The sequence below is a fragment of the Rhodospirillaceae bacterium genome, from assembly GCA_028819475.1.
In the GTDB taxonomy this organism is placed as follows: domain Bacteria; phylum Pseudomonadota; class Alphaproteobacteria; order Bin65; family Bin65; genus Bin65.
In genome coordinates this window covers 203,926-222,384 of record JAPPLJ010000030.1, presented here as the reverse complement: position 1 = coordinate 222,384, position 18,459 = coordinate 203,926, and the positions used below count along the sequence as shown (strand labels likewise).

The 18,459-nt window shown below is 68.0% G+C and carries 17 protein-coding genes; 7 read left to right on the top strand and 10 right to left on the bottom strand.

Going from position 1 to position 18,459, the window contains the following annotated elements:
• Nucleotides 1-298: 298 nt before the first annotated feature.
• Nucleotides 299-1,648, top strand: a complete 1,350-nt coding sequence (locus OXM58_08630; GenBank protein ID MDE0148425.1) for a cytosine permease — start codon at nucleotides 299-301, stop codon at nucleotides 1,646-1,648.
• A gap of 135 nt (nucleotides 1,649-1,783) precedes the next feature.
• Entirely contained in the window at nucleotides 1,784-3,244 is a 1,461-nt protein-coding gene (locus OXM58_08625) for an amidase family protein (protein ID MDE0148424.1), read from the top strand.
• Between the two features lie 252 nt (nucleotides 3,245-3,496).
• On the opposite strand, the gene OXM58_08620 is transcribed toward OXM58_08625, so the two are convergent.
• From OXM58_08620 to OXM58_08610, 3 genes are read right to left on the bottom strand one after another with little or no spacing between them, the layout of a single operon-like run.
• Complete coding sequence (locus OXM58_08620) at nucleotides 3,497-4,489, bottom strand: ABC transporter substrate-binding protein (protein MDE0148423.1); 993 nt, start codon at nucleotides 4,487-4,489, stop codon at nucleotides 3,497-3,499.
• Complete coding sequence (locus OXM58_08615) at nucleotides 4,486-5,676, bottom strand: Gfo/Idh/MocA family oxidoreductase (GenBank protein ID MDE0148422.1); 1,191 nt, start codon at nucleotides 5,674-5,676, stop codon at nucleotides 4,486-4,488. Before OXM58_08615 ends, OXM58_08620 begins: the two co-directional genes overlap by 4 nt.
• On the bottom strand, nucleotides 5,666-6,616 hold the full coding sequence (locus OXM58_08610; GenBank protein MDE0148421.1) for a PDR/VanB family oxidoreductase: 951 nt from the start codon (nucleotides 6,614-6,616) through the stop codon (nucleotides 5,666-5,668). The genes OXM58_08615 and OXM58_08610 overlap by 11 nt, the downstream gene beginning before the upstream one ends.
• A gap of 117 nt (nucleotides 6,617-6,733) precedes the next feature.
• On the opposite strand from OXM58_08610, the gene OXM58_08605 reads away from it, so the two are divergent.
• On the top strand, nucleotides 6,734-8,035 hold the full coding sequence (locus tag OXM58_08605; GenBank protein MDE0148420.1) for a Rieske 2Fe-2S domain-containing protein: 1,302 nt from the start codon (nucleotides 6,734-6,736) through the stop codon (nucleotides 8,033-8,035).
• Nucleotides 8,036-8,085: 50 nt separating this feature from the next.
• Here OXM58_08605 and OXM58_08600 read toward each other — a convergent pair whose 3' ends face one another.
• The 3 genes from OXM58_08600 to OXM58_08590 all read right to left on the bottom strand — a co-directional run bounded on the left by OXM58_08600 (nucleotide 8,086) and on the right by OXM58_08590 (nucleotide 11,426).
• The gene (locus OXM58_08600; GenBank protein MDE0148419.1) at nucleotides 8,086-9,348 is read right to left on the bottom strand and encodes a Zn-dependent hydrolase; all 1,263 of its coding nucleotides are present in this window, start codon (nucleotides 9,346-9,348) and stop codon (nucleotides 8,086-8,088) included.
• 42 nt (nucleotides 9,349-9,390) lie between these two features.
• Nucleotides 9,391-10,800: a dihydropyrimidinase gene (gene hydA / locus OXM58_08595; GenBank protein ID MDE0148418.1), complete on the bottom strand. Its 1,410-nt coding sequence runs from the start codon at nucleotides 10,798-10,800 to the stop codon at nucleotides 9,391-9,393.
• Between the two features lie 311 nt (nucleotides 10,801-11,111).
• Nucleotides 11,112-11,426 (bottom strand): DUF3253 domain-containing protein, encoded by a 315-nt coding sequence (locus OXM58_08590; protein ID MDE0148417.1) that lies wholly within the window; start codon nucleotides 11,424-11,426, stop codon nucleotides 11,112-11,114.
• A 164-nt stretch (nucleotides 11,427-11,590) separates the two neighbouring features.
• On the opposite strand from OXM58_08590, the gene OXM58_08585 reads away from it, so the two are divergent.
• From OXM58_08585 to OXM58_08570, 4 genes are all read left to right on the top strand, one after another.
• Complete coding sequence (locus tag OXM58_08585; GenBank protein MDE0148416.1) at nucleotides 11,591-13,207, top strand: GMC family oxidoreductase N-terminal domain-containing protein; 1,617 nt, start codon at nucleotides 11,591-11,593, stop codon at nucleotides 13,205-13,207.
• Between the two features lie 107 nt (nucleotides 13,208-13,314).
• On the top strand, nucleotides 13,315-14,232 hold the full coding sequence (locus tag OXM58_08580; protein MDE0148415.1) for an MBL fold metallo-hydrolase: 918 nt from the start codon (nucleotides 13,315-13,317) through the stop codon (nucleotides 14,230-14,232).
• A gap of 134 nt (nucleotides 14,233-14,366) precedes the next feature.
• Nucleotides 14,367-14,651, top strand: a complete 285-nt coding sequence (locus OXM58_08575; protein MDE0148414.1) for a nucleotidyltransferase family protein — start codon at nucleotides 14,367-14,369, stop codon at nucleotides 14,649-14,651.
• Between the two features lie 20 nt (nucleotides 14,652-14,671).
• Nucleotides 14,672-15,013: a DUF86 domain-containing protein gene (locus OXM58_08570; GenBank protein MDE0148413.1), complete on the top strand. Its 342-nt coding sequence runs from the start codon at nucleotides 14,672-14,674 to the stop codon at nucleotides 15,011-15,013.
• 29 nt (nucleotides 15,014-15,042) lie between these two features.
• Here OXM58_08570 and OXM58_08565 read toward each other — a convergent pair whose 3' ends face one another.
• From OXM58_08565 to OXM58_08550, 4 genes are all read right to left on the bottom strand, one after another.
• Nucleotides 15,043-15,759, bottom strand: coding sequence for an NUDIX domain-containing protein (locus tag OXM58_08565; GenBank protein MDE0148412.1), 717 nt, complete (start codon nucleotides 15,757-15,759; stop codon nucleotides 15,043-15,045).
• A 49-nt stretch (nucleotides 15,760-15,808) separates the two neighbouring features.
• The gene (locus OXM58_08560) at nucleotides 15,809-16,591 is read right to left on the bottom strand and encodes a crotonase/enoyl-CoA hydratase family protein (GenBank protein ID MDE0148411.1); all 783 of its coding nucleotides are present in this window, start codon (nucleotides 16,589-16,591) and stop codon (nucleotides 15,809-15,811) included.
• Between the two features lie 54 nt (nucleotides 16,592-16,645).
• Nucleotides 16,646-17,209 carry a MarR family transcriptional regulator gene (locus OXM58_08555; protein ID MDE0148410.1) on the bottom strand — a complete coding sequence of 188 codons (564 nt, stop codon included), beginning with the start codon at nucleotides 17,207-17,209 and terminating at the stop codon, nucleotides 16,646-16,648.
• Between the two features lie 78 nt (nucleotides 17,210-17,287).
• Nucleotides 17,288-18,442, bottom strand: a complete 1,155-nt coding sequence (locus OXM58_08550; protein ID MDE0148409.1) for a hypothetical protein — start codon at nucleotides 18,440-18,442, stop codon at nucleotides 17,288-17,290.
• Nucleotides 18,443-18,459: the final 17 nt, after the last annotated feature.

Below are 18,459 nucleotides of genomic sequence, written 5' to 3'. Positions count from 1 at the left end.
GGCCTCGGAAACCGGTCTTTTCCGTCGGGCAGGCCGGCGCCCGCTTCGCCGGATAGATCCATCGCAGGTTCGCGGCAAGCGAAACCGGGGTGACGCCAAGGCCCGCCGGCGCCGGAATTATCCACAGAAATGGTTGCGCCGGAAATGCCCGGATCGCAACGGTTCGCCCGGCGGTGCCCGGCCCGGAAACCGGCCGGAAATGGCGGCCCCGATTGCACACAATGCACAATAATGGTAGCGTGCAACTGCACTGGTAAATCCTGCACGCTTCGGTGCTGGCACAAAAAGGGGATGGAAAATGGCACAGGATTCCGGCGGTGAGAGTTCGGGTTTCTTCGGCTCGCAAGACGACGTTCACGAGGAATTTCACTCCAAACCGGTCCCCTTGGGCAACAGGCTGGGATTTGCCGAACCCGCCTGGGTCTGGTCCGGTTTCGGCATCGCTTTCATCTGCGCCGTCATCGGCGGCCAGATCCAGCAGGGGATGGGCACAGTCGATGCGATATTCGCCATCCTGCTCGGCAATTTCATCCTCTTCGTCTATTCCGCGCTGATCGGCTACCCGAGCGGCAAATGGGGGATCAATTTCCCGTTGGCCGTCCGCTACGTGTTCGGGCGGGCGGGCGCCGTGGTTCCGGTGATCGTCCTGGCCCTGCTGGTCACGGGCTGGTACGCCTTCCAGGCATGGCTGACCGCCGACATCCTCCGGGTCGCCTTCGGCCTTGAGGGCGCGGTGGTCGTCGGCATCATCGCGCTGATCGCCGGCATCATCTACGCCATCCCGGTGATTTTCGGCATCCGCCAGATGGCGCTGGTCCGCAAGGTCGCGATTCCGGCGATGGTTATTTTCGCGGCCTACTACCTCATCACGCGGGTGATCCCGGCGGGCGGTTCGCTGTTCGAAGGCGAGGGCAACGGCAAGATCGCCTTCTGGACCGGCGTCGGCATGGCCTGGGCGACCTTCGCGGTCTCCGGCACCATGACCGGCGACATCGTGCGCTATTCGCGGACGGGTAACCAGGCCGTCGGCGTCACGGCGGTCGCCTTCATGTTCTCGAACGCCCCGTTCATGGTCATCGGCGCGCTGATCTCGGCGACGATCACGGATCCCGGCACGGTCTACTTCTTCGACCAGAAGTCCCTGGCCGTGCTGATCCCGCTGGTCGTGCTCGCGATTCTGAGCAACTGGTCGACCTGCGATGCCTGCCTCTACAACGCGGCGATGGGCTTCACCAACTCGATCCCGGGCTTCAACTGGCGCAAGGCGGCCATTTTCGGGTCGATCATCGGGCTGATCGCGGCGGCCACGGGCTTCATCAGCGACATCGTGGTCTGGCTGCTCACCATCGGCCTGCTGGTTCCGCCGATCGGCGGCACGATCATCGCCGATTATTTCGTCGTCCGGGGCGACAAGGGCTTCTCGGTCGAACGCAAGGCCTCGGTCAACTGGGCGGCGGTGATCGCCATTATCGTCGGCGTGGTGCTCGGCTACATCGTGAACGAGCGGTATCCGACCTTCCTGTTCGGCATTACCGGCCTCGTTTCGTCCTTCGTCGTCTACGTGATCCTCGCCAAAGCGGCGCCGGCCGCCATGGGTGCGGACCTCGGCGAGGAAAGCACCGGCGCGGAAGCCGAGGCGGGAGCATAATCGCTGCAGCGCGCAACCGCCCCGGAGCCGGCGGCCCCGGGGCGGTGCTTCCGCTTTCGCAATGCCCGAGTTACGGTTGCGTTCCCGATTCGCAATCTCGGGCCCCTTTGAGGAGCCCCTGAAAAGGAGCAAGGCATGACCAGCGGCAACGACATCTGCCGGATGACGGCGCTCGAGATCGCACAGAATGTGCGCGACAAGTCGATTTCCCCGACCGAGATCGCAGAAGCCTCCATCGCGCGGATGGAGGCGCTCGACCCGGTGCTGCACGCCTATTGCACGCCGACACCGGACCTGATGCGCGATCAGGCCAGGGCGGTCGAGGACAGGATCATGCGCGGCGAGGATGCCGGCCCGCTGGCCGGCGTGCCGGTCGGGATCAAGGATCTCGTCGTCATGAAGGACTATCCGACCGTGTCGGGCTCCATGGCCTACAAGGACTATGTGTCGGACGTCGACGATGTCGTCGTCGAGCGGCTGAAAGACGCCGGCTCGCTCATTCTCGGCAAGACCAACGTCCCGGAGTTCGGCTATTCCGGCGTCGGCCACAACCCGGTGTTCGAGACGACGCGCAACCCGTGGAACACGGATCTCACACCGGGCGGTTCCTCGGCCGGCTCGGTCGTCTCGACCATCACGGGCATGACGCCCTACGCCATCGCGTCGGACGGCGGCGGCTCGATCCGCATCCCTTCCTGCCTGACCGGAACCTACGGCCTTAAGGCTTCCATGGGCCGGGTGCCGCTGTGGCCGGGCACCAAAGACGAGCGGTATCCCGGCGTCTCCTCCTGGGAATCCATCGAGCATATCGGCCCGGTGGCGCGCACGGTGCGCGACGCCGCCCTGATGATGACGGTGATCGGCTCCGGTCCGGACGCCCGCGACCGGCATACGCTGCCAGGGCCGGAATTCGACTGGCTGGATGCCTGCGAGGGCGACCTTTCCGGCCTCCGGGTGGCCTACAGCCCGGACTGGGGCTATGCCGCCGTCGATCCGGAAGTGCGCGCGCTCATCGATGCCGCCGCGCAGGCGTTCGAGAGCGACCTCGGCTGCACCGTCGAGGTCGCCCATCCGGGCTTCGAGGATCCCTATCTGGCGTTCTGGGGCCTGGTCGCGCTCGAATCCGACCTGCGCGGCCTGCGCAAGATGGTCGAGGAGCACGGCCACGAGATGACGCCGCATCTGGTGGATTTCATCACCCGGCCGTGGACTGCCGAAGACCTGACGGACGCTGTGATGGGCCGCAAGGCGGTGACCAACAGGATGGCCGCCTTCATGGAGAATTACGACATCCTGCTGACCCCGACCCTCGCCGTGCCGGCCTTCCCGGTGCACATGCAGGGGCCGGAGAAGATCGACAACCGGATCGTCGAGCCGTTCAAGTGGCTGGCCTTTACCTTCCCGATCAACATGACGGGCCAGCCGGCGGCCTCGATCCCGGCGGGCTTCACCGAAGGCGGGCTGCCCGTCGGCCTCCAGATCATCGGCCGGCATCTCGACGATCCCACGGTGCTCCGCACCTCGGCCTGCTTCGAGGCCGCGCGCCCCTGGAGCCACGTCAAGCCGCCGATCCTCGCCGAGATGGGGCTGGCATAGGGCGGATAGTGCGGAAGGAAATGCGCCGCCCTCTCCGTCATTTCGACCGGAGCGCCGAAGGCGCGGAGCGGAGAAATCTTTCGGCACGGTGCCATGAGCCTCGCGCCGTAGAGAAAAGATATCTCCGCTGCGCGGCCCTCCGGGCCGCTTCGGTCGATATGACGGTTGGAGGTGACTCCGGGCGGACCCGAGCGGGCTTCCGTCGCGGATGTTGCCCGACGGCGCAGGAGCGTGTCGCCCCGGAATTGCGAATTACAAACTGAACGCTTCCAGCGTCGCGGGATGGAACAGGTCTCCGACCCCGACCCGGCGCGGCGACAGGCCCTGGGCGTGGTGGTAGCCGAGGAAGGTGTCGAGGGTCTTTTCGTTGCCGGCCACGCCGTAGCTCCAGAAATCCGCGCCCATCAGCGAACGGGTGCGCTCCAGGCTGTCCTCGAGGAAGGGCAGGGTCGCCTTGGCCGCCGACGTGTCGCCGAGCGCATCCTGCGCCATGTTCTTCGCGCGGCTGAACGCCTTGAGCAATGCGCCGGGCAGCCAGGGATGGGCGTCGGCCAGCGACCGCCGCAGCGCCAGCGCATGCATGATCGGGAACACGCCGTGGCGCCGGTAGTATGCCTCGGCGGCGGCGAAGGAATCGCCGAACAGGCGGCCGACCTTCGGGTGGCCCTCGTCGAAGCAGCGGATCGCGCGCGGGCCGATGAAGCCGTCGATGTCGCCGTCCGCCAGCAGGCCGTTCAGGGTTGCGCCCTCCGGCGCCTGCTCCACGGTCACATCGTGGGGAAGGTCGAGCGCAATCTTCTCCGGCCGGCCCGGCGTATCCATGCCGCCGCGCACCCAGACGATGTCCGAGGGCCGGACGCCGTAGTCCTCCTCCAGGATGCCGCGCGCCCAGACGTTGGCGGTGAGCTGGTATTCGGCGATGCCGATGCGCCGGCCGCGCAGGTCCTCCGGTTGCTCGATGCCCTTGTCGGTGCGGATGTAGATCGAGGTATGGCGGAAGGCGCGGGACAGGTAGACCGGTACGGCGACGTAGTGCGGGTCGCCGCGCGCCACGGAGATGACGTAGGAGGACAGCGACAGCTCGCAGATGTCGAAGGCCTGGTGGCGCATGGCGCGGAAGAACATTTCCTCCGGCGTCAGCAGCATGACCGCCGGGTCGACTCCGTCGATCTTCACGCGGCCGTCCGCGATCGGGCGGGTGCGGTCGTAGTCGCCCATGGCGATGGACAGGCGCAGATCGCTCACCTCGGGGTCCCCTCCGGCTGTACGGCTACCTGCCGCGTGAGTTCTACGGGCGCGCCGCTGCGGGCCGATTGCAGGATGGCGTGGCACACCTCCAGGCTGGCCAGGCCCCAGCGGCCGGTCTGGGCCGGTTCAATACCATCCCGGACCGCCCTGACCAATGCATCGAGGACCGGCGTGCGCGGATCGGTGGTTCGGGGGGCCGGCTCGAAACGCCGTTCGTCGGCGTAGATCCAGATGCCGTCCGGTGCCAGGCGGATATCGCCGCGCTCGCAGCAGACGATCACCGGCCCGAAATGCTCGTGATGCGGCGCCGCCGGCCGGATATCCGCCGGCCCGAAGGTGCGGGCGCGCTTCAGGGCCGATTCCGCGTCCGGAGTCGGCGCGTCGGCAAGCGCCCGGCGCGCGCGGCCATAGTCGTCCGGATCCTTCTCGTGGCCCAGCTCGCCGACCCAGCCCATCCATTTGTCGCTGTCGAAGCGACCGTAACCGGAATAGGTCAGGCTGGCGAAGGCCCCGCCCTCGAACGCCAGCAGCGCGCTGTAGGCGCCTTCGGCCGGCCGTGCCGGGTCCCAGGCGCCGGTGAAGGCGCTGACCCGCGTCGCCAGGCCGCCGGCGAGCACGCGCACGACATCGACCTGGTGCACCGCCTGGCTGAACAGCACGCCGCCGCCCGCCTCCGTGCGCAATTCCTCCGGGCGGCGCGGCCGATACAGGAAGTCCGTGAAGTTGAAGGCGTGGATCATGCGCACCCGGCCGAGCGCGCCGCTTTCGATCGACGCCCGCGCCTGCGCGACCGGCGCATCGAAACTGTGGCTCGGTCCGACGATCAGGGCGACGCCGGCGCGGTCGCACGCGTCGACCATCGCCGCGCCGTCGGCCATCGAGACCGCGAGCGGCTTTTCGACCAGCACATGCTTTCCCGCCGCCGCCGCGGCGACCGCCTGTTCGGCGTGCAGTCCGTGCGGCGTGGCGATGTAGACCGCCTCAAGGCCGGGATGGGCCAGCAGCCCGTCAAGATCGACATAGCCCCGGCCGCCGAATTCGGCCTCGAAGGCGGCGCGGGAGTCTGCGCGCGGCGCGCACGCGGCGACAGGAGCAATCCGGCGGTCGGCGCGCAGCGCCGGCGCGGTGAGCACAAAGGCCCGGCCCAGCCCGACGATCCCGAGGCGCACCGGCTCAGAGGTCAAGGGTCAGCGCTCCGCTCCGGGCGCGCGACACGCACAGCATGATGAAATCGGCACGCTCCTCCGGCATCAGCACCTTGTCCCGGTGCTCGGCCTCGCCGGCGAGCAGCCGCGTCTTGCAGGTGCCGCAGACGCCGCTCTCGCAGGAGCTCGGCACCGCGATGCCGGCCCCGCGCAACGCCTCCAGGATCGGCAAATCCGCCGGCACGGCGACGGTCCGGCCCGAGCGGCGGAGTACGACGTCGAACGGGTGGTCGTCGGGCCGCACGGCCTCGACCGGTTTGAAATCCTCGAACTGCACCCGGCCCTCCGGCCAGTGGCCGGAAACTGCCCGGACCTCCTCCATCAGCGGCTTCGGGCCGCAGCAGTAGACCCGGATGTCCGCCGGTTCGGCGAACTTGTCCCAGAAATCGTAGAAGGCGTCGGGATCGCCGCCGTCGTGGTGCACGGTCAGCCGCGCGCCGAAGCGGGCGCGCATCTCGTCCAGATAGGCGCTCTCCGCCGCGCTGCGGGTGCAGTAGATCAGGCGGAAGGGCCGGCCCTCCGCGTCCAGCCGGTCGGCCATGGCGCGGATCGGCGCGATGCCGATGCCGCCGGCGATCAGCAGGTAGCCGGGCGCCTCGGCCAGCGGGAAGCTGTTTGCCGGTGTGTCGGCCCGGAGCGTCCCGCCGACTTCGGTCTCTTCGACCATCGACCGCGAGCCGCCGCGCGAGTCGGGCTCGCGTTTCAGGGCGATGACGTAGCGGTCCGGTGCGCGGCCGTCGTTGACCAGCGAATACTGGCGCATGGCGCCCGAAGGCGTCTCGACCCCGATATGCGCGCCCGGCTCGAAGGGCTGCAGCGCCGTCCCGTCCGCCGGCTCCAGGGTGAATTCCCAGATATCCGGCGTCAGCTTGCGCTTGCCGGCGACGGTCAGGCGGGTCAGGGCGGTCGGTTCGGCCATCTCGGATCGTGCGTGAGCCTCGGCGGCGCCGTCGAACTGGACGGCGACTGCCCTCCGACCTAGCATATCGCTGGATTTTCGATCTACGTGTCCAAACGGAGCCACGTTGACGGCCCCATGCTGACCAAAGAGGAAAACGACCTGCTCACCCGCGTCGAGGGCGACGCCCCGATGGGCCGGCTGATGCGCCAGCACTGGGCGCCGGTCTGCCTGGTCGAGGAGGTCGCGGAGCCGGACGGCGCGCCCGTGCTGGTCGAGGCGCTGGACCGGCGCATGGCCGCGTTCCGCGACAGCGACGGGCGGCTAGGCCTGCTCGACGAGCGATGCCCGCACCGCGGGGCCTCCCTGCTGCTCGGCCGCAACGAGGAGTGCGGCCTGCGCTGCCTGTATCACGGCTGGAAATACGACGTGGACGGCAAGTGCGTTGCCATGGCCTCGGAGCCCGAGAGCGGCGCCCTGCTGGACAAGGTCAGGGCCCGCGCCTGGCCGGTCGTCGAATGGGGCGGTTTCGTCTGGGCCTGGCTTGGCGAACGCGACGACGCCGAACCTTCCGATCCTCCCCCCTTCGATCCGCCGGCCTTCGCGCCGCGGGACGATATCGACATCGCGATCCTCAAGATCCGCGTGCCGTGCAACTGGGCGCAGATCCATGAAGGACAGATCGACAGCGCCCATTCCTCCAGCCTGCATTCGTCCGACATGGTGCCGGCCCGGGTCGCGCGCGCCTCCGCCGACGATAAGTCCTGGTACCGGCCGTCGACCGACAAGTCCCCACGCATGCAGATCGAGCGCACGCGCTACGGCTTCCACTATGTCGCCATCCGCCGGCCGGTGAAAAATGCGGCGACCCACAATTATCTGCGCGTCACCGAGTACGTCGCGCCCTACTACTCGCTGATCCCGCCGAACGACCGGCACCGGGTCGCCAGCGTGATCGTGCCGGTCGACGATACGAACAGCTTTTTCTATTTCATCGCCTGGGACGGGCCGGATGTGCCGACGACGGAGGAATGGCGGGAGTTTCACCGCACCCGGCGCGGCATCGATCTCACCGACGACTGGGCGCCGCGGGGTACGCTGGACAACCGTTTCCTGCAGGACCGGGAAGCGATGAAGGCCGGCAGCTTCACCGGCATCGAGGGCATCCCCAATCAGGATGTCGCCATGTGGGTCTCGCCCGGCCCGATCGTCGACCGGACGAAGGACTTCCTCGGCGCGTCCGACCTCGCCGTGGTCGAGTTCCGCCGGATGATGGTCGAGGCGGCGCGCGCCGTCGCCCGCGGCGAGCCGGCCATCGGGACCGCCGAGCCGCGCGTTCCCCAGGCCGCGATCAGTTCCCTCGAAGGCATCTACCCGAAGGAGGAGGACTGGCGCACCCTCAGCGCCACCGGCTCGCAAACGCGGCAGGCGGCGGAATGACATAACGGGGCGCTACCGGTTGCGTGGCCGCGCAGCTGCTCTTCTTCCTCTCAGCGATTTGCCAGCCGTATCGCGACCTCGGCCAGAACCCTGGCGCCGGCGGCAAGGTCGGCCGCCGATGCGTTCTCGGCTTCGTTGTGGCTGACGCCGGCTTCACAGGGCACGAAAATCATGCCGCTCGGGCAGAGTCCTGCCATGAACTTGGCGTCGTGCGTGGCGCCGGACGTCATGTCCATATGCGGGAGCGCCTGGCGCCGGGCGGCGCTGCGGATAAGATCTCGAATGGCAGGATCGAAATCAGTCGGCGGCGCGTTCATGGTTTCGACAACCTTGACGGTGCAGTCCCGTGCCTCGGCCCGGCATACCGGTTCGACCCGGTCGCCAAGCCGGGTCAGGATATCCTGGTCCGGGTGCCGGAAATCTATCGTGAAGACAACCCGTCCCGGTATCGTGTTCGGCGAATTCGGCGCCACCTCGAAGCGGCCGACGGTAAAGCGCACCGTGTCGGACTCGTCGAACATCAGAGCCTGCAACTTTGTCACCATGGCGACGGCGGCGGCCAGGGCATCCCGGCGATTGCTGCGCGGCGTGGTGCCGGCATGCGCCTCCTCTCCACCGACCTCGACCTGAAACCACCTGAGCCCCTGGATCCCCGTGACCACACCGATGGTGTTTCCGGTCGATTCCAGGACCGGACCCTGTTCGATGTGAGCCTCCACATAGGCGGCCATGGGGGAACGAAAGTCACGTCGCACCGGGACCGGCGCGGCCTCGAGCGTGCCGGCCAACGCCTGTTCCACTGTGACGCCATCGCTGTCCCTTGAGGCCAGGACGGTTTCCAGCTGCAGGGCGCCGGCGTGGACCGCCGAGCCCATGGTGGCGGGCTGGAAGCGCGCGCCTTCCTCGTTGGTCCAGACCACCAGTTCCATGGGACGTCCGGTGACAACGCCGGCGTCATTCGCGGCTTCGAGGACTTCCAGCGCTGCGAGAACGCCGAAGACCCCGTCGAAATTGCCGCCGGTGGGCTGGGAATCGAGGTGCGAACCGGCGACGACCGGATCCGATGTCGGCTGCGCGCCGGCGCGGCGGATGAACAGGTTGCCGATGGCGTCGACGCTGGCGGTGAAGCCGAGTTCCGACGCCCATTCGAGCATCAGGCGCCGGGCCTGACCGTCCTCGGGAGTCAGGGCCTGGCGATTGACGCCGCCGCGTCCCGTCGCGCCGATCGCGGCGACGTCCATGTGACGCTGCCACAGCCGGTCCTCCCGGACTGCCTCGACAACGGCGGCAACGGATACGGCATCATCCGCCATGAAAATTCCTCCGGGTATTCATGCGAAACCCCATCCATACGCTCAGAGAATTCCACATTCGCCGCGGCTGAGAAATTCGCCCGCGCCCTCGCGGCCCAGCCAATCGGCGCCGTCAACGATCAGTTGACCGCGCATCAGGACCTTCTTGACCCGCCCGGTGACCGGGCGGCCCTCGAAGAGCGAGTAGTCGACCCGGCTGTGGTGCTCCGACGCCCGGATCGTCCATTCCTCGTCGGGATCGAACAGGACGATGTCGGCATCCGATCCCACCGCGATCGTTCCCTTGCGCGGGAACAGGCCGAACAGCTTGGCCGGCGTGGTCGCTGTCAGTTCCACGAACCGGTTGATCGACATCCCCTGCTTGCGGACTCCCCCGTCGTACATCAGCGGCAACCGGGTCTCGATGCCCGGCGCCCCGTTGGGAATCCGGCTGAAGTCGTCCACGCCCTGCTGCTTCGAGTACTTCATCCCGAACGGCTGCTCGTTGAAGCAGAACGGGCAATGATCGGTCGAGACGACTTCCAGGTCGTTGGTCTTGAGACCGCGCCACAACGCCGCCTGGTGCTCATGTCCGCGCAGCGGCGGTGTCGCCACATATTTCGCCCCGTCGAAGTCGGGACGATCATACTCTTCGTCGGTGAGAAAGAGGTAATGCGGGCAGGTCTCGGCATGGACCCGGATGTCATGGTCGCGCGCCTCCCGCACCGCGGCGAGCGCCTCGCCGGCCGAAAGATGCACGATATAGAGCGGCGCGTCCGCCAGTTCCGAAATCCGGATCGCCCGGTGGGTCGCCTCCCCCTCCATCAGCGGCGGCCGTGTCAGCATGTGCTGCTTCGGCGACGTGCGGCCCTCCGCCAACGCCTCCTCGATCAACACCTGAATGACCGGGCCGTTTTCCGCGTGCACGCAGGTCATGGCGCCCTGCCCGCCGGCAATGCGCATGGCCTTGAACATCGCCCCGTCCTCGATCATCATGACGCCGGGATAGGCCATGAACAGCTTGAAGCTGGTGACGCCCTCGCCGGCGATCAGCGTCTTCATGTCGATAAGTGTCTGGTCGTTGACCTGGTTCAGAATCACATGCGCGCCGACATCGACGCAGGCACTCTCCCGCCGCCGGTGCCAATCTTCGAGCCCGACGAGCGGGCTTTCTCCGGGGGGCTGATTGCAGAAGTCCACCACTGTGGTCGTACCGCCGAAGGCCGCCGCCTTCGTGCCCGTGCCAAAGGTGTCGACGGTTTTCGCAACGCCGAAATCCCAATCCAGATGTGTATGCACATCGACGCCGCCGGGCAGGGTCAGGAGGCCGCTCGCATCGTGAACCTCGACATCGTCGCCGACGGGGATGTTCATGCCGATGGTGTGCACCCGGCCGTTCTCTATCAGAATGTCGGCCGTGTAGTTGTCGACCGCGGTAACGACGTGTGCATTCTTGACCAATACGGTTGTCATATTTCCCTCCGGTTTCCGCCCCACTTGCAGAATGGATGCCGTCCGTTAAACGGCTACCTATCCCATGTTATCATGCAGGCGGGAAGCTGACCCGTGCCCAAGGTCGCCCTTGTTTGACGCCACCGGGTTCGCCCAGGCCGCCGGCAGGGTTCCGGCTGCATCGATCGCACCCGGCTCGATCGCATGGGCCGCCGACCTCCTTCTCTGAAGAGGAGGCGGTTTGGGGAAACGCGTGGCACCTTCGGCCTGCTCAGGCCGGCATGAAGAACAGGTGGCACGGAAGGGCCGATTCGGATGACCGCTGCCGAACCCTACCGCACCAGCCGGATCCGGATCACGCCCTTGACCGGGGCGTGAGGATCGACCGGTTTGCCCTTGCGCAGAATCTGCACCCTGCCGGCGCGCGCCAGGCCGATCGACTCCTCGCGCACGATGCGCGACCAGCGGTGCGCCGATTGCACGGGCGCGCCGGGCCTGCGCCGCTCCTCGGCAAAGACCTTCGCGACGTCGCCCGGCCCGATCGAGCTCCCGCCGGCCGCTTCGGCGAGTTCCAGGATGATCTCGCGGACGGTCCGTTTCTTCGGCCGGCCGCCGGAAACCGGAGAGCCGTCGGGACGGTCGGTCATGGTGCGTTCCTTCCCGGCGATCCCCCCGGAGATTCCCCCGGAGATTCCCCCGGAGATTCCCGGTGGCGGTCTTGTTGAACCGGGGGCTTTGGGCCTACGGTGGCGCTGCACCGGACCGGCGCCGCGGGATAGCGCAGCCCGGCCGGACACCGCCGGAGCATAGCATGACGGAACCCGCCTCCCTGGGCAGCTTCGATTATGTCGTCGTCGGCGCGGGCTCGGCCGGCTGCGTGCTCGCCAACCGGCTGTCGGAGGACCGGCGCAACCGGGTGCTGCTGCTCGAGGCCGGCGGCAGGGACAGTTATTTCTGGATCAAGGTGCCGGTCGGCTATCTCTACACCCAGGGCAATCCGCGCACCGACTGGTGCCTGAAGACGGAAGCCGAGGCCGGCCTGAACGGCCGGGCGCTCAACTATCCGCGCGGCAAGGTGCTGGGCGGCTGCTCCTCGATCAACGGCATGATCTACATGCGCGGCCAGGCGCGCGACTACGACGGCTGGGCCCAGATGGGCAACCGCGGCTGGGGCTGGGACGACGTGCTGCCCCTGTTCAAAAAGTCCGAGCATCATTTCGGCCCGGCCGACGCGTTCCACGGGGTCGGCGGCGAATGGCGGGTCGAGCCGCCCCGGGTCGGTTGGGAAATCCTCGACGCCTTCGAGCGCGCCTGCAACGAGACCGGCATTGCACGAACGCCGGACTTCAACGACGGCGACAACGAGGGCACCGGCAGGTTCATGGTCAACCAGCGCCGGGGCGCGCGCTGGAATACGGTGCAGGCCTTTCTGAAGCCGGCGCGCAACCGGCCCAACCTGACGATCCTCACCCACGCCCAGGCAAAGCGCATCCGCTTCGACGGCAGGCGCGCGCGCGGTCTCGACTTCTGGCTGAAGGGGGCGGAGACGCGGGCGGAGGTCGCCGGCGAACTGATCCTGGCCGCCGGCTCCATCGGCTCGCCCCACCTGCTCCAGGTCTCCGGCGTCGGGCCGGGGGCGTTGCTGCAGGACAAGGGCGTTGAGGCCCTGCACGACCTGCCTGGCGTCGGCGGCAATCTCCAGGACCATCTGCAGCTACGCCTCGTTTACCGGGTCGCGAACGTCGTGACCCTCAACCAGAAGGCGAACAGCCTGTGGGGCCGGGCGGCGATGGGCCTGGAATACCTGCTGTTCCGGCGCGGGCCGCTCACCATGGCGCCGAGCCAGCTCGGCGTGTTCGCCAGGTCCGACCCGGCGCGCGCGACCGCGAACCTGCAATATCACGTCCAGCCGCTGTCGCTCGACAGGTTCGGCGAGCCGCTGCACCGCTTCCCGGGCCTCACCGCCTCGGTCTGCAACCTGCGGCCGGAGAGCCGGGGCAGCGTGACGCTGAAATCGCCCGACCCGAAAGAGCCGCCGGCGATCGCGCCCGACTATCTCTCGACGCCGGCCGACCGGCAGGTCGCGGCCGATGCGATCCGGCTGACCCGGCGGATCGTCGGGGCGCCGGCGATGCAGCCATATGAACCCGAGGAAGTGCTGCCCGGCGCGGCGCTGCAGAGCGAGGACGAGCTGGTCCGGGGCGCCGGCGACATCGGCACGACGATCTTCCACCCGGTCGGCACCTGCAAGATGGGCAGCGATCCGCAGGCGGTCGTCTCCGACCGGCTCAAGGTTCACGGGCTGGACAATCTGCGCGTGATCGACGCCTCGATCATGCCGGCCATCACCTCCGGCAACACCAACAGCCCGACCATCATGATCGCCGAAAAGGGCGCCGCCATGATGCTGGAGGACGCGAGGGGGTGACGCGGTGGAACGGACCGTGACATTTCCCGACAGTGCGCGGCCCGTTGTCCCGCCGCGCCGCCGCGGCTAGGGTGCCGCGCGACCTGCGGCAGAGCGGACGGCGAGCGATGGCGGACGGCATTCCCTTCGACCGGGACCTGGATTTCGAATACGGCCGGATCGAGGGCGTCTCGCCGCTGATCCGCCGGGTCATTGCGCGCAACGGCGGGCCGTTCACCTTCCACGGCACCGGCACCTATGTCATCGGGCGCGGCAAGGTCGCGGTCGTCGATCCGGGCCCGCTGCTGTCGTCCCATATCGAAGCGCTGAAAAACGTCCTGCGCGGCGAGACGGTCAGCCACATCCTGATCACCCACACCCACCGGGACCATTCGCCGGCCGCCGCGCCGCTGAAAGGCGAATGGGCGGCGCCGACTTACGGCTACGGCCCGCACGGCGGCGGCCGGATCGAGGCCGGCGCGGTGGTCGAGGCCGGCGGCGACGAAAGCTTCGTGCCGGATATCGTGACGCGGGACGGCGACGTCATCGAGGGCGACGGCTGGACGGTCGAGGCCGTCCACACGCCGGGCCACACCTCGAACCATCTGTGCTTCCATCTCAGGGAGGAGAACGCGCTGTTCAGCGGCGACCATGTCATGGGCTGGTCGACCACGATCGTCTCGCCGCCCGACGGCGACATGGCGCAGTATGTGGCCAGCCTGGACCGGCTGATCGGGCGAAACGGGGCGGGGAACGACGCCGTCTACTGGCCGACCCACGGCGCGCCGATCCGCGACCCCGGCGCCTTCGTCCCCGCGCTCCGGACGCACCGCATGGGCCGGGAAGAACAGGTGCTCGCCTGCCTGAAGGACGGCCTGACGTCCATTACGGACATGGTGCCGCGCATGTACGTCGGCGACGTGCCGCCCGCCATGTATCCGGCGGCGGCGCGCTCGGTGCTGTCGCATCTGGTCTGGCTGATCGAGAAGGAAAGGGTGCATGCCGAGGGCGAACTGGGCACAGGCGCGAGCTTCCGGCTGGCGTGAGGGAGCGGCGAACAAATTCGTAATCCGGACGCTCGTTTCGCTATAAAGATCGCTCCAGGCCGCCGGTGCCCGACTGGAGGGACGCGCCGCGAGCGGGTCGTGCGCGTCGGCACGCGGAACATTGAGAGGTTGCTATGCACCCGCTGATCGAATCTCACCGCACCGAGATTCTCGCGCTCGCCGAGCGCCACGGCATCGGCGACGTGCGGGTGTTTGGGTCCATGGCGCGGGGTGACGCCGGCGATGCGAGCGATGTCGACCTGCTGGTTGAGTTGCGCCCGGGAAAAACGGGCCTCGCGCTTGGCGCTCTTCTAACAGATGTGCAGGACCTCCTTGACCGCCGGGTTGAGGTGGTAACCGAAAATAGCCTTCATCCTGCGATACGCGACCGTATTGTTAGGGAGGCGCAACGGCTGTGACATCGGATACAGAGTCCGACATGCTCCTGCTGGATCACATTAGCGAATGTATCCGGCGTATTCGGGAATACACCGGGGGACAGCGGAATATCTTCTACGATTCGCAACTGGTTCAGGATGCGGTCGTGCGCAATCTGCAAACGCTGGCAGAATCGACGCAGCGATTGAGCGCCTCGCTCAAGACGACTGAACCCGGTGTGCCGTGGAGCGCAATCTCCGGTTTCCGTAATGTGTTGGCACACAACTATCTCGGGATCGATCTGGACGCCGTCTGGAGCGTGGTCGAAAGGGACTTGCCTGAGCTGAAGGCGGCGATCGAACGGATGTCCAAGGCGGTTGCCCGTAGCGCAGATCGCCCTTGAATGATCGGGGTGCGCGGCCCGTCAACGGTTCAATCGTAGCGCACGAACGGCTTGTCGAGGCGGTAGGCGAACAGGGGCACCGTATCGGAGTCCGTCTCGGCCAGCCGGCGCTCGATTTCACCCAGCATGAAATGGGTGACGTCGAGCAGGCCGTAGTCGGCGGCCCGGTCGATCGGGATCCATTGCAGGTCCGACAGTTCGCCGGAGCCGCCGATCGCGCCGTCCTCCGGACGCCAGGCCGCCATGAAGAAGCGGGCGTGGAAGCGGATCGGGCTGTAGGGCGAGGTGATCGCCCGGGCGAGATAGGTCAGGCGCGCCAGGTCCGGCGCCTTGCCGCGGGCGCGCATTTCGCGCCAGGTTTCGTCGTCCGCCGCGCCGACGTCGCCGTCCGCCGCCAGCAGCAGGCCGGTTTCCTCGAAGGTCTCGCGGACCGCCGCCATGGCGAGCGCCCGCGCCTTGGCGGCGCTGCCGCGCAGGCCCATCTTGGCGACCGGCGCGGAAAGCGGCGTTGCGGGCACCGCCTCCCAGTCGTGGCTGTCGAGCCGGCCGCCCGGAAAGACGAAGGAGCCGGGGACGAATTTCGCCCGGTTGGAGCGCTGTCCCATCAGGATCTCCGGCCCTCCCGCACCGCGGCGGACCAGGATCAGCGTCGCGGCGTCCCGCGGCGTGACAGGCTTGCTCTCATGGCGTTTGCGCGGATGGCCGAGCCGGTGCGACAGGGTGAAATTCCGGGTTCTGGGTGGCATGGAGTCTCACTCGCGGCCGGCAGCCGCCGCAGCGGAGGCGAACAGGCGATCAGATGTCGTCGAAAGCGCCGCTGCGGCCCTTGCCGCCGGCAAAGCGCGTGGCGCCGCCGACCGCCTCCCGCTTCAGCGGCGCGACGCCTTCCCGGCCTTCATAGCGCAGCGCTTCCTCCAGCAGCATGCCCCATTGCCGAATGGCGCTCATGCGGTCGGTCTGCATGCAGAGCTGCGGGAAACGGGCGAGCTCGTCGGCCAGCGCAACGGCGGCTTCCAGCGCGGCGCCCTTCGGGACCAGCCGGTTGGCCAGGCCGAATTCCAGGGCTTCCGGGCCGCGCACCGGCCGGCCAGTCAGAATCATGTCCATGGCCCGGCTATGGCCGATCAGGCGCGGCAGGCGGACCGTGCCGCCGTCGATCAGCGGCACGCCCCAGCGCCGGCAATAGACGCCGAACACCGCATCTTCCGCCGCGACGCGCAGATCGCACCACAAGGCCAGCTCCAGCCCACCGGCGACCGCCGGCCCCTCGACCGCCGCGATCACCGGCTTGTCGAGCAGCAGCCGCGACGGGCCCATGGGGCCGACGCCTTCGGGTTCATAGGGGATGTCGCCCTGCGAGGCCGACAGGGCCTTGAGGTCGTAGCCGGCGCAGAAGGCGCCGTCCGTTCCGGTGAAGACCGCGACATCCACCGCTTCGTCGTCGGCGAAGGCGAGGAACGCGTCGCGCAGGGCCCCGGCGGTCTGCGGATCGACCGCATTGCGGACCTTCGGCCGGTTGATCGTGACGATGCGGACCCGGTCGCGCGTCTCGACCAGGACATTCCGGGTTTCAGCCATGTGGCGCAAAACTCCTGCTCGGCGGCGGCGTGCCCGCCGCCTCGATACGGGGCTTCATTTTCGGCCCTTGCCCTTTTTCTTTTTCGGCTTCTTGGCAGGTGCTTCGAGCCGCGCGACCCTGGCGCCCATTCTCATCAGCGTCTCGAGCTTGGATTGCGGCAGGTCCCGGACTTGCTCGTACCAGCCGCTCGCCGCTTCGAGAAAGTCGTGCATCGCCTGTATCCGGGCGACGGCGTCCTTGCCGATCGCGTCGTCCGCCCGTGCGTCCGACAGGCATTTCGCGAGCGCTGTCAGCGTCGGGTCGATCTCCCGTTTCTTGCGCGCATCCGCGACGCGCCCGGCGGCGGTCCAAAGATCGGTTTCCGCCATAAAATGGTCGCGCCGGTCGCCGATCGCCTGGGTCCTGCCGATCAGGCCCCAGGATTGCAACTCCCGGATGCTGGTGCTGACGTTCGAGCGGGCGACCTTCAGCGTATCGGCGATTTCGTCGGCCGGAAGCGGCTTTCCGGCGACATAGAGCAGGGCATAGATCTGCGCGACCGTGCGGTTCAGTCCCCAGCGCGAACCCATTTCGCCCCAATGGAGAACGAACGCCTCCATGACCGGAGAAAGCTCCATTGCATCCTCCTTATTTCCGAAAATTCTGAAACAACATATGGGAATGCAAGGCGAAGTCAATAAACGATCGGGCGGCGCCTAGCGTGCGGGCCCGTTCTCGTCGGCAGCGCGTATACGCAGGGTGCCCAAATCCGACCGCCGCCCCGCGGTCACACGGGTGCGCCGCCCGCTGGCGCCGATCAGCCATCGCTCTCCTTCCGGGGGAAGAACCGCCGGAAAATAGTCGGCCGCGGGCAGGCCGTCGAAGGCGACGCGTCCGTTTCCGTCGGTCTTCGAAATCCGGTGCAACGGCCGGCCGCGACAGGGCGAGCGGCCGCCCTGGAGGATTCGGCCCGGCGGCGCCGCGCACAGGTCGACCCGGGCGTTTGCGAGAGCGCCGCCGGAAGCCCGGACCAAGCGGAAAGTGAGGCCGCCCGGCGGCTTGGCGAGCAGCGGCGGCAGCGGGGATCCGCCGCCGAGCACGGCCACGCCGGCCAGATCGTTGGAAGGCAGCGCAGAATCCGCCATGCGCCGCCAGCGCCAATTCCCGCCGTCGTAAACGCCGAGGCCATAGCGGGTCGCGGCCCAGACCCGGCCGCTGCCGTCCGCGGCCAGGCCTTTCACCCGCGCTGCGGGGGTAAACCGTGTCCAGAATTCGTTCCGATACCGGGTAATCCGGCCGTAGTAACCGAGCCACAGGGCGCCGTCCGGCGCTTCGGCGATGACATCGGCGCTGCCGGGGCCGGCGACATTCACCCAGCCGTCGCCTTGCCTCCGGGCGAGGCCCCGATCGTGGGCCAGCCACAGGCTGCCGCCGCTGCCGGCATGGACGCCGGTGAGGCGCCAGCGTGCCGGCAATCCGGCTCCGGCCCTGAAGAGCCGCCAGGTCCTGCCGTCGAACCGTGCCGCTATCCTGTTGCCTGCCACAATCCAAATCCGGCCGTTGCGCTCGACCGTCAGATCGTCGATCCAGCCGGCCCGCGCGGCGACCAGCGCTTTGTCGATGGTATGGCGGAGCCATGTCCGGCCCGTCCATTTCGCCAGGGTGCGGCCGCCTGTAATCCAATAGCCGCCGGTCGGGTCGCAGGCGATCCGCCGGGCCGGGCTGCCCGGAGTCCAGTGCATCAGGCGGCGGTTCTCGCCGTCGAATTCGTGCAGGCGCCTGCCTGTGGAAACGACGATCCTGCCGTGGCAGGCCGCGATGGCATAGACGAAATCTGAATCCAGCGCGCCGCCGCTCCGGGTCCAGCGCACCCAGTCGCCTCCCTTGA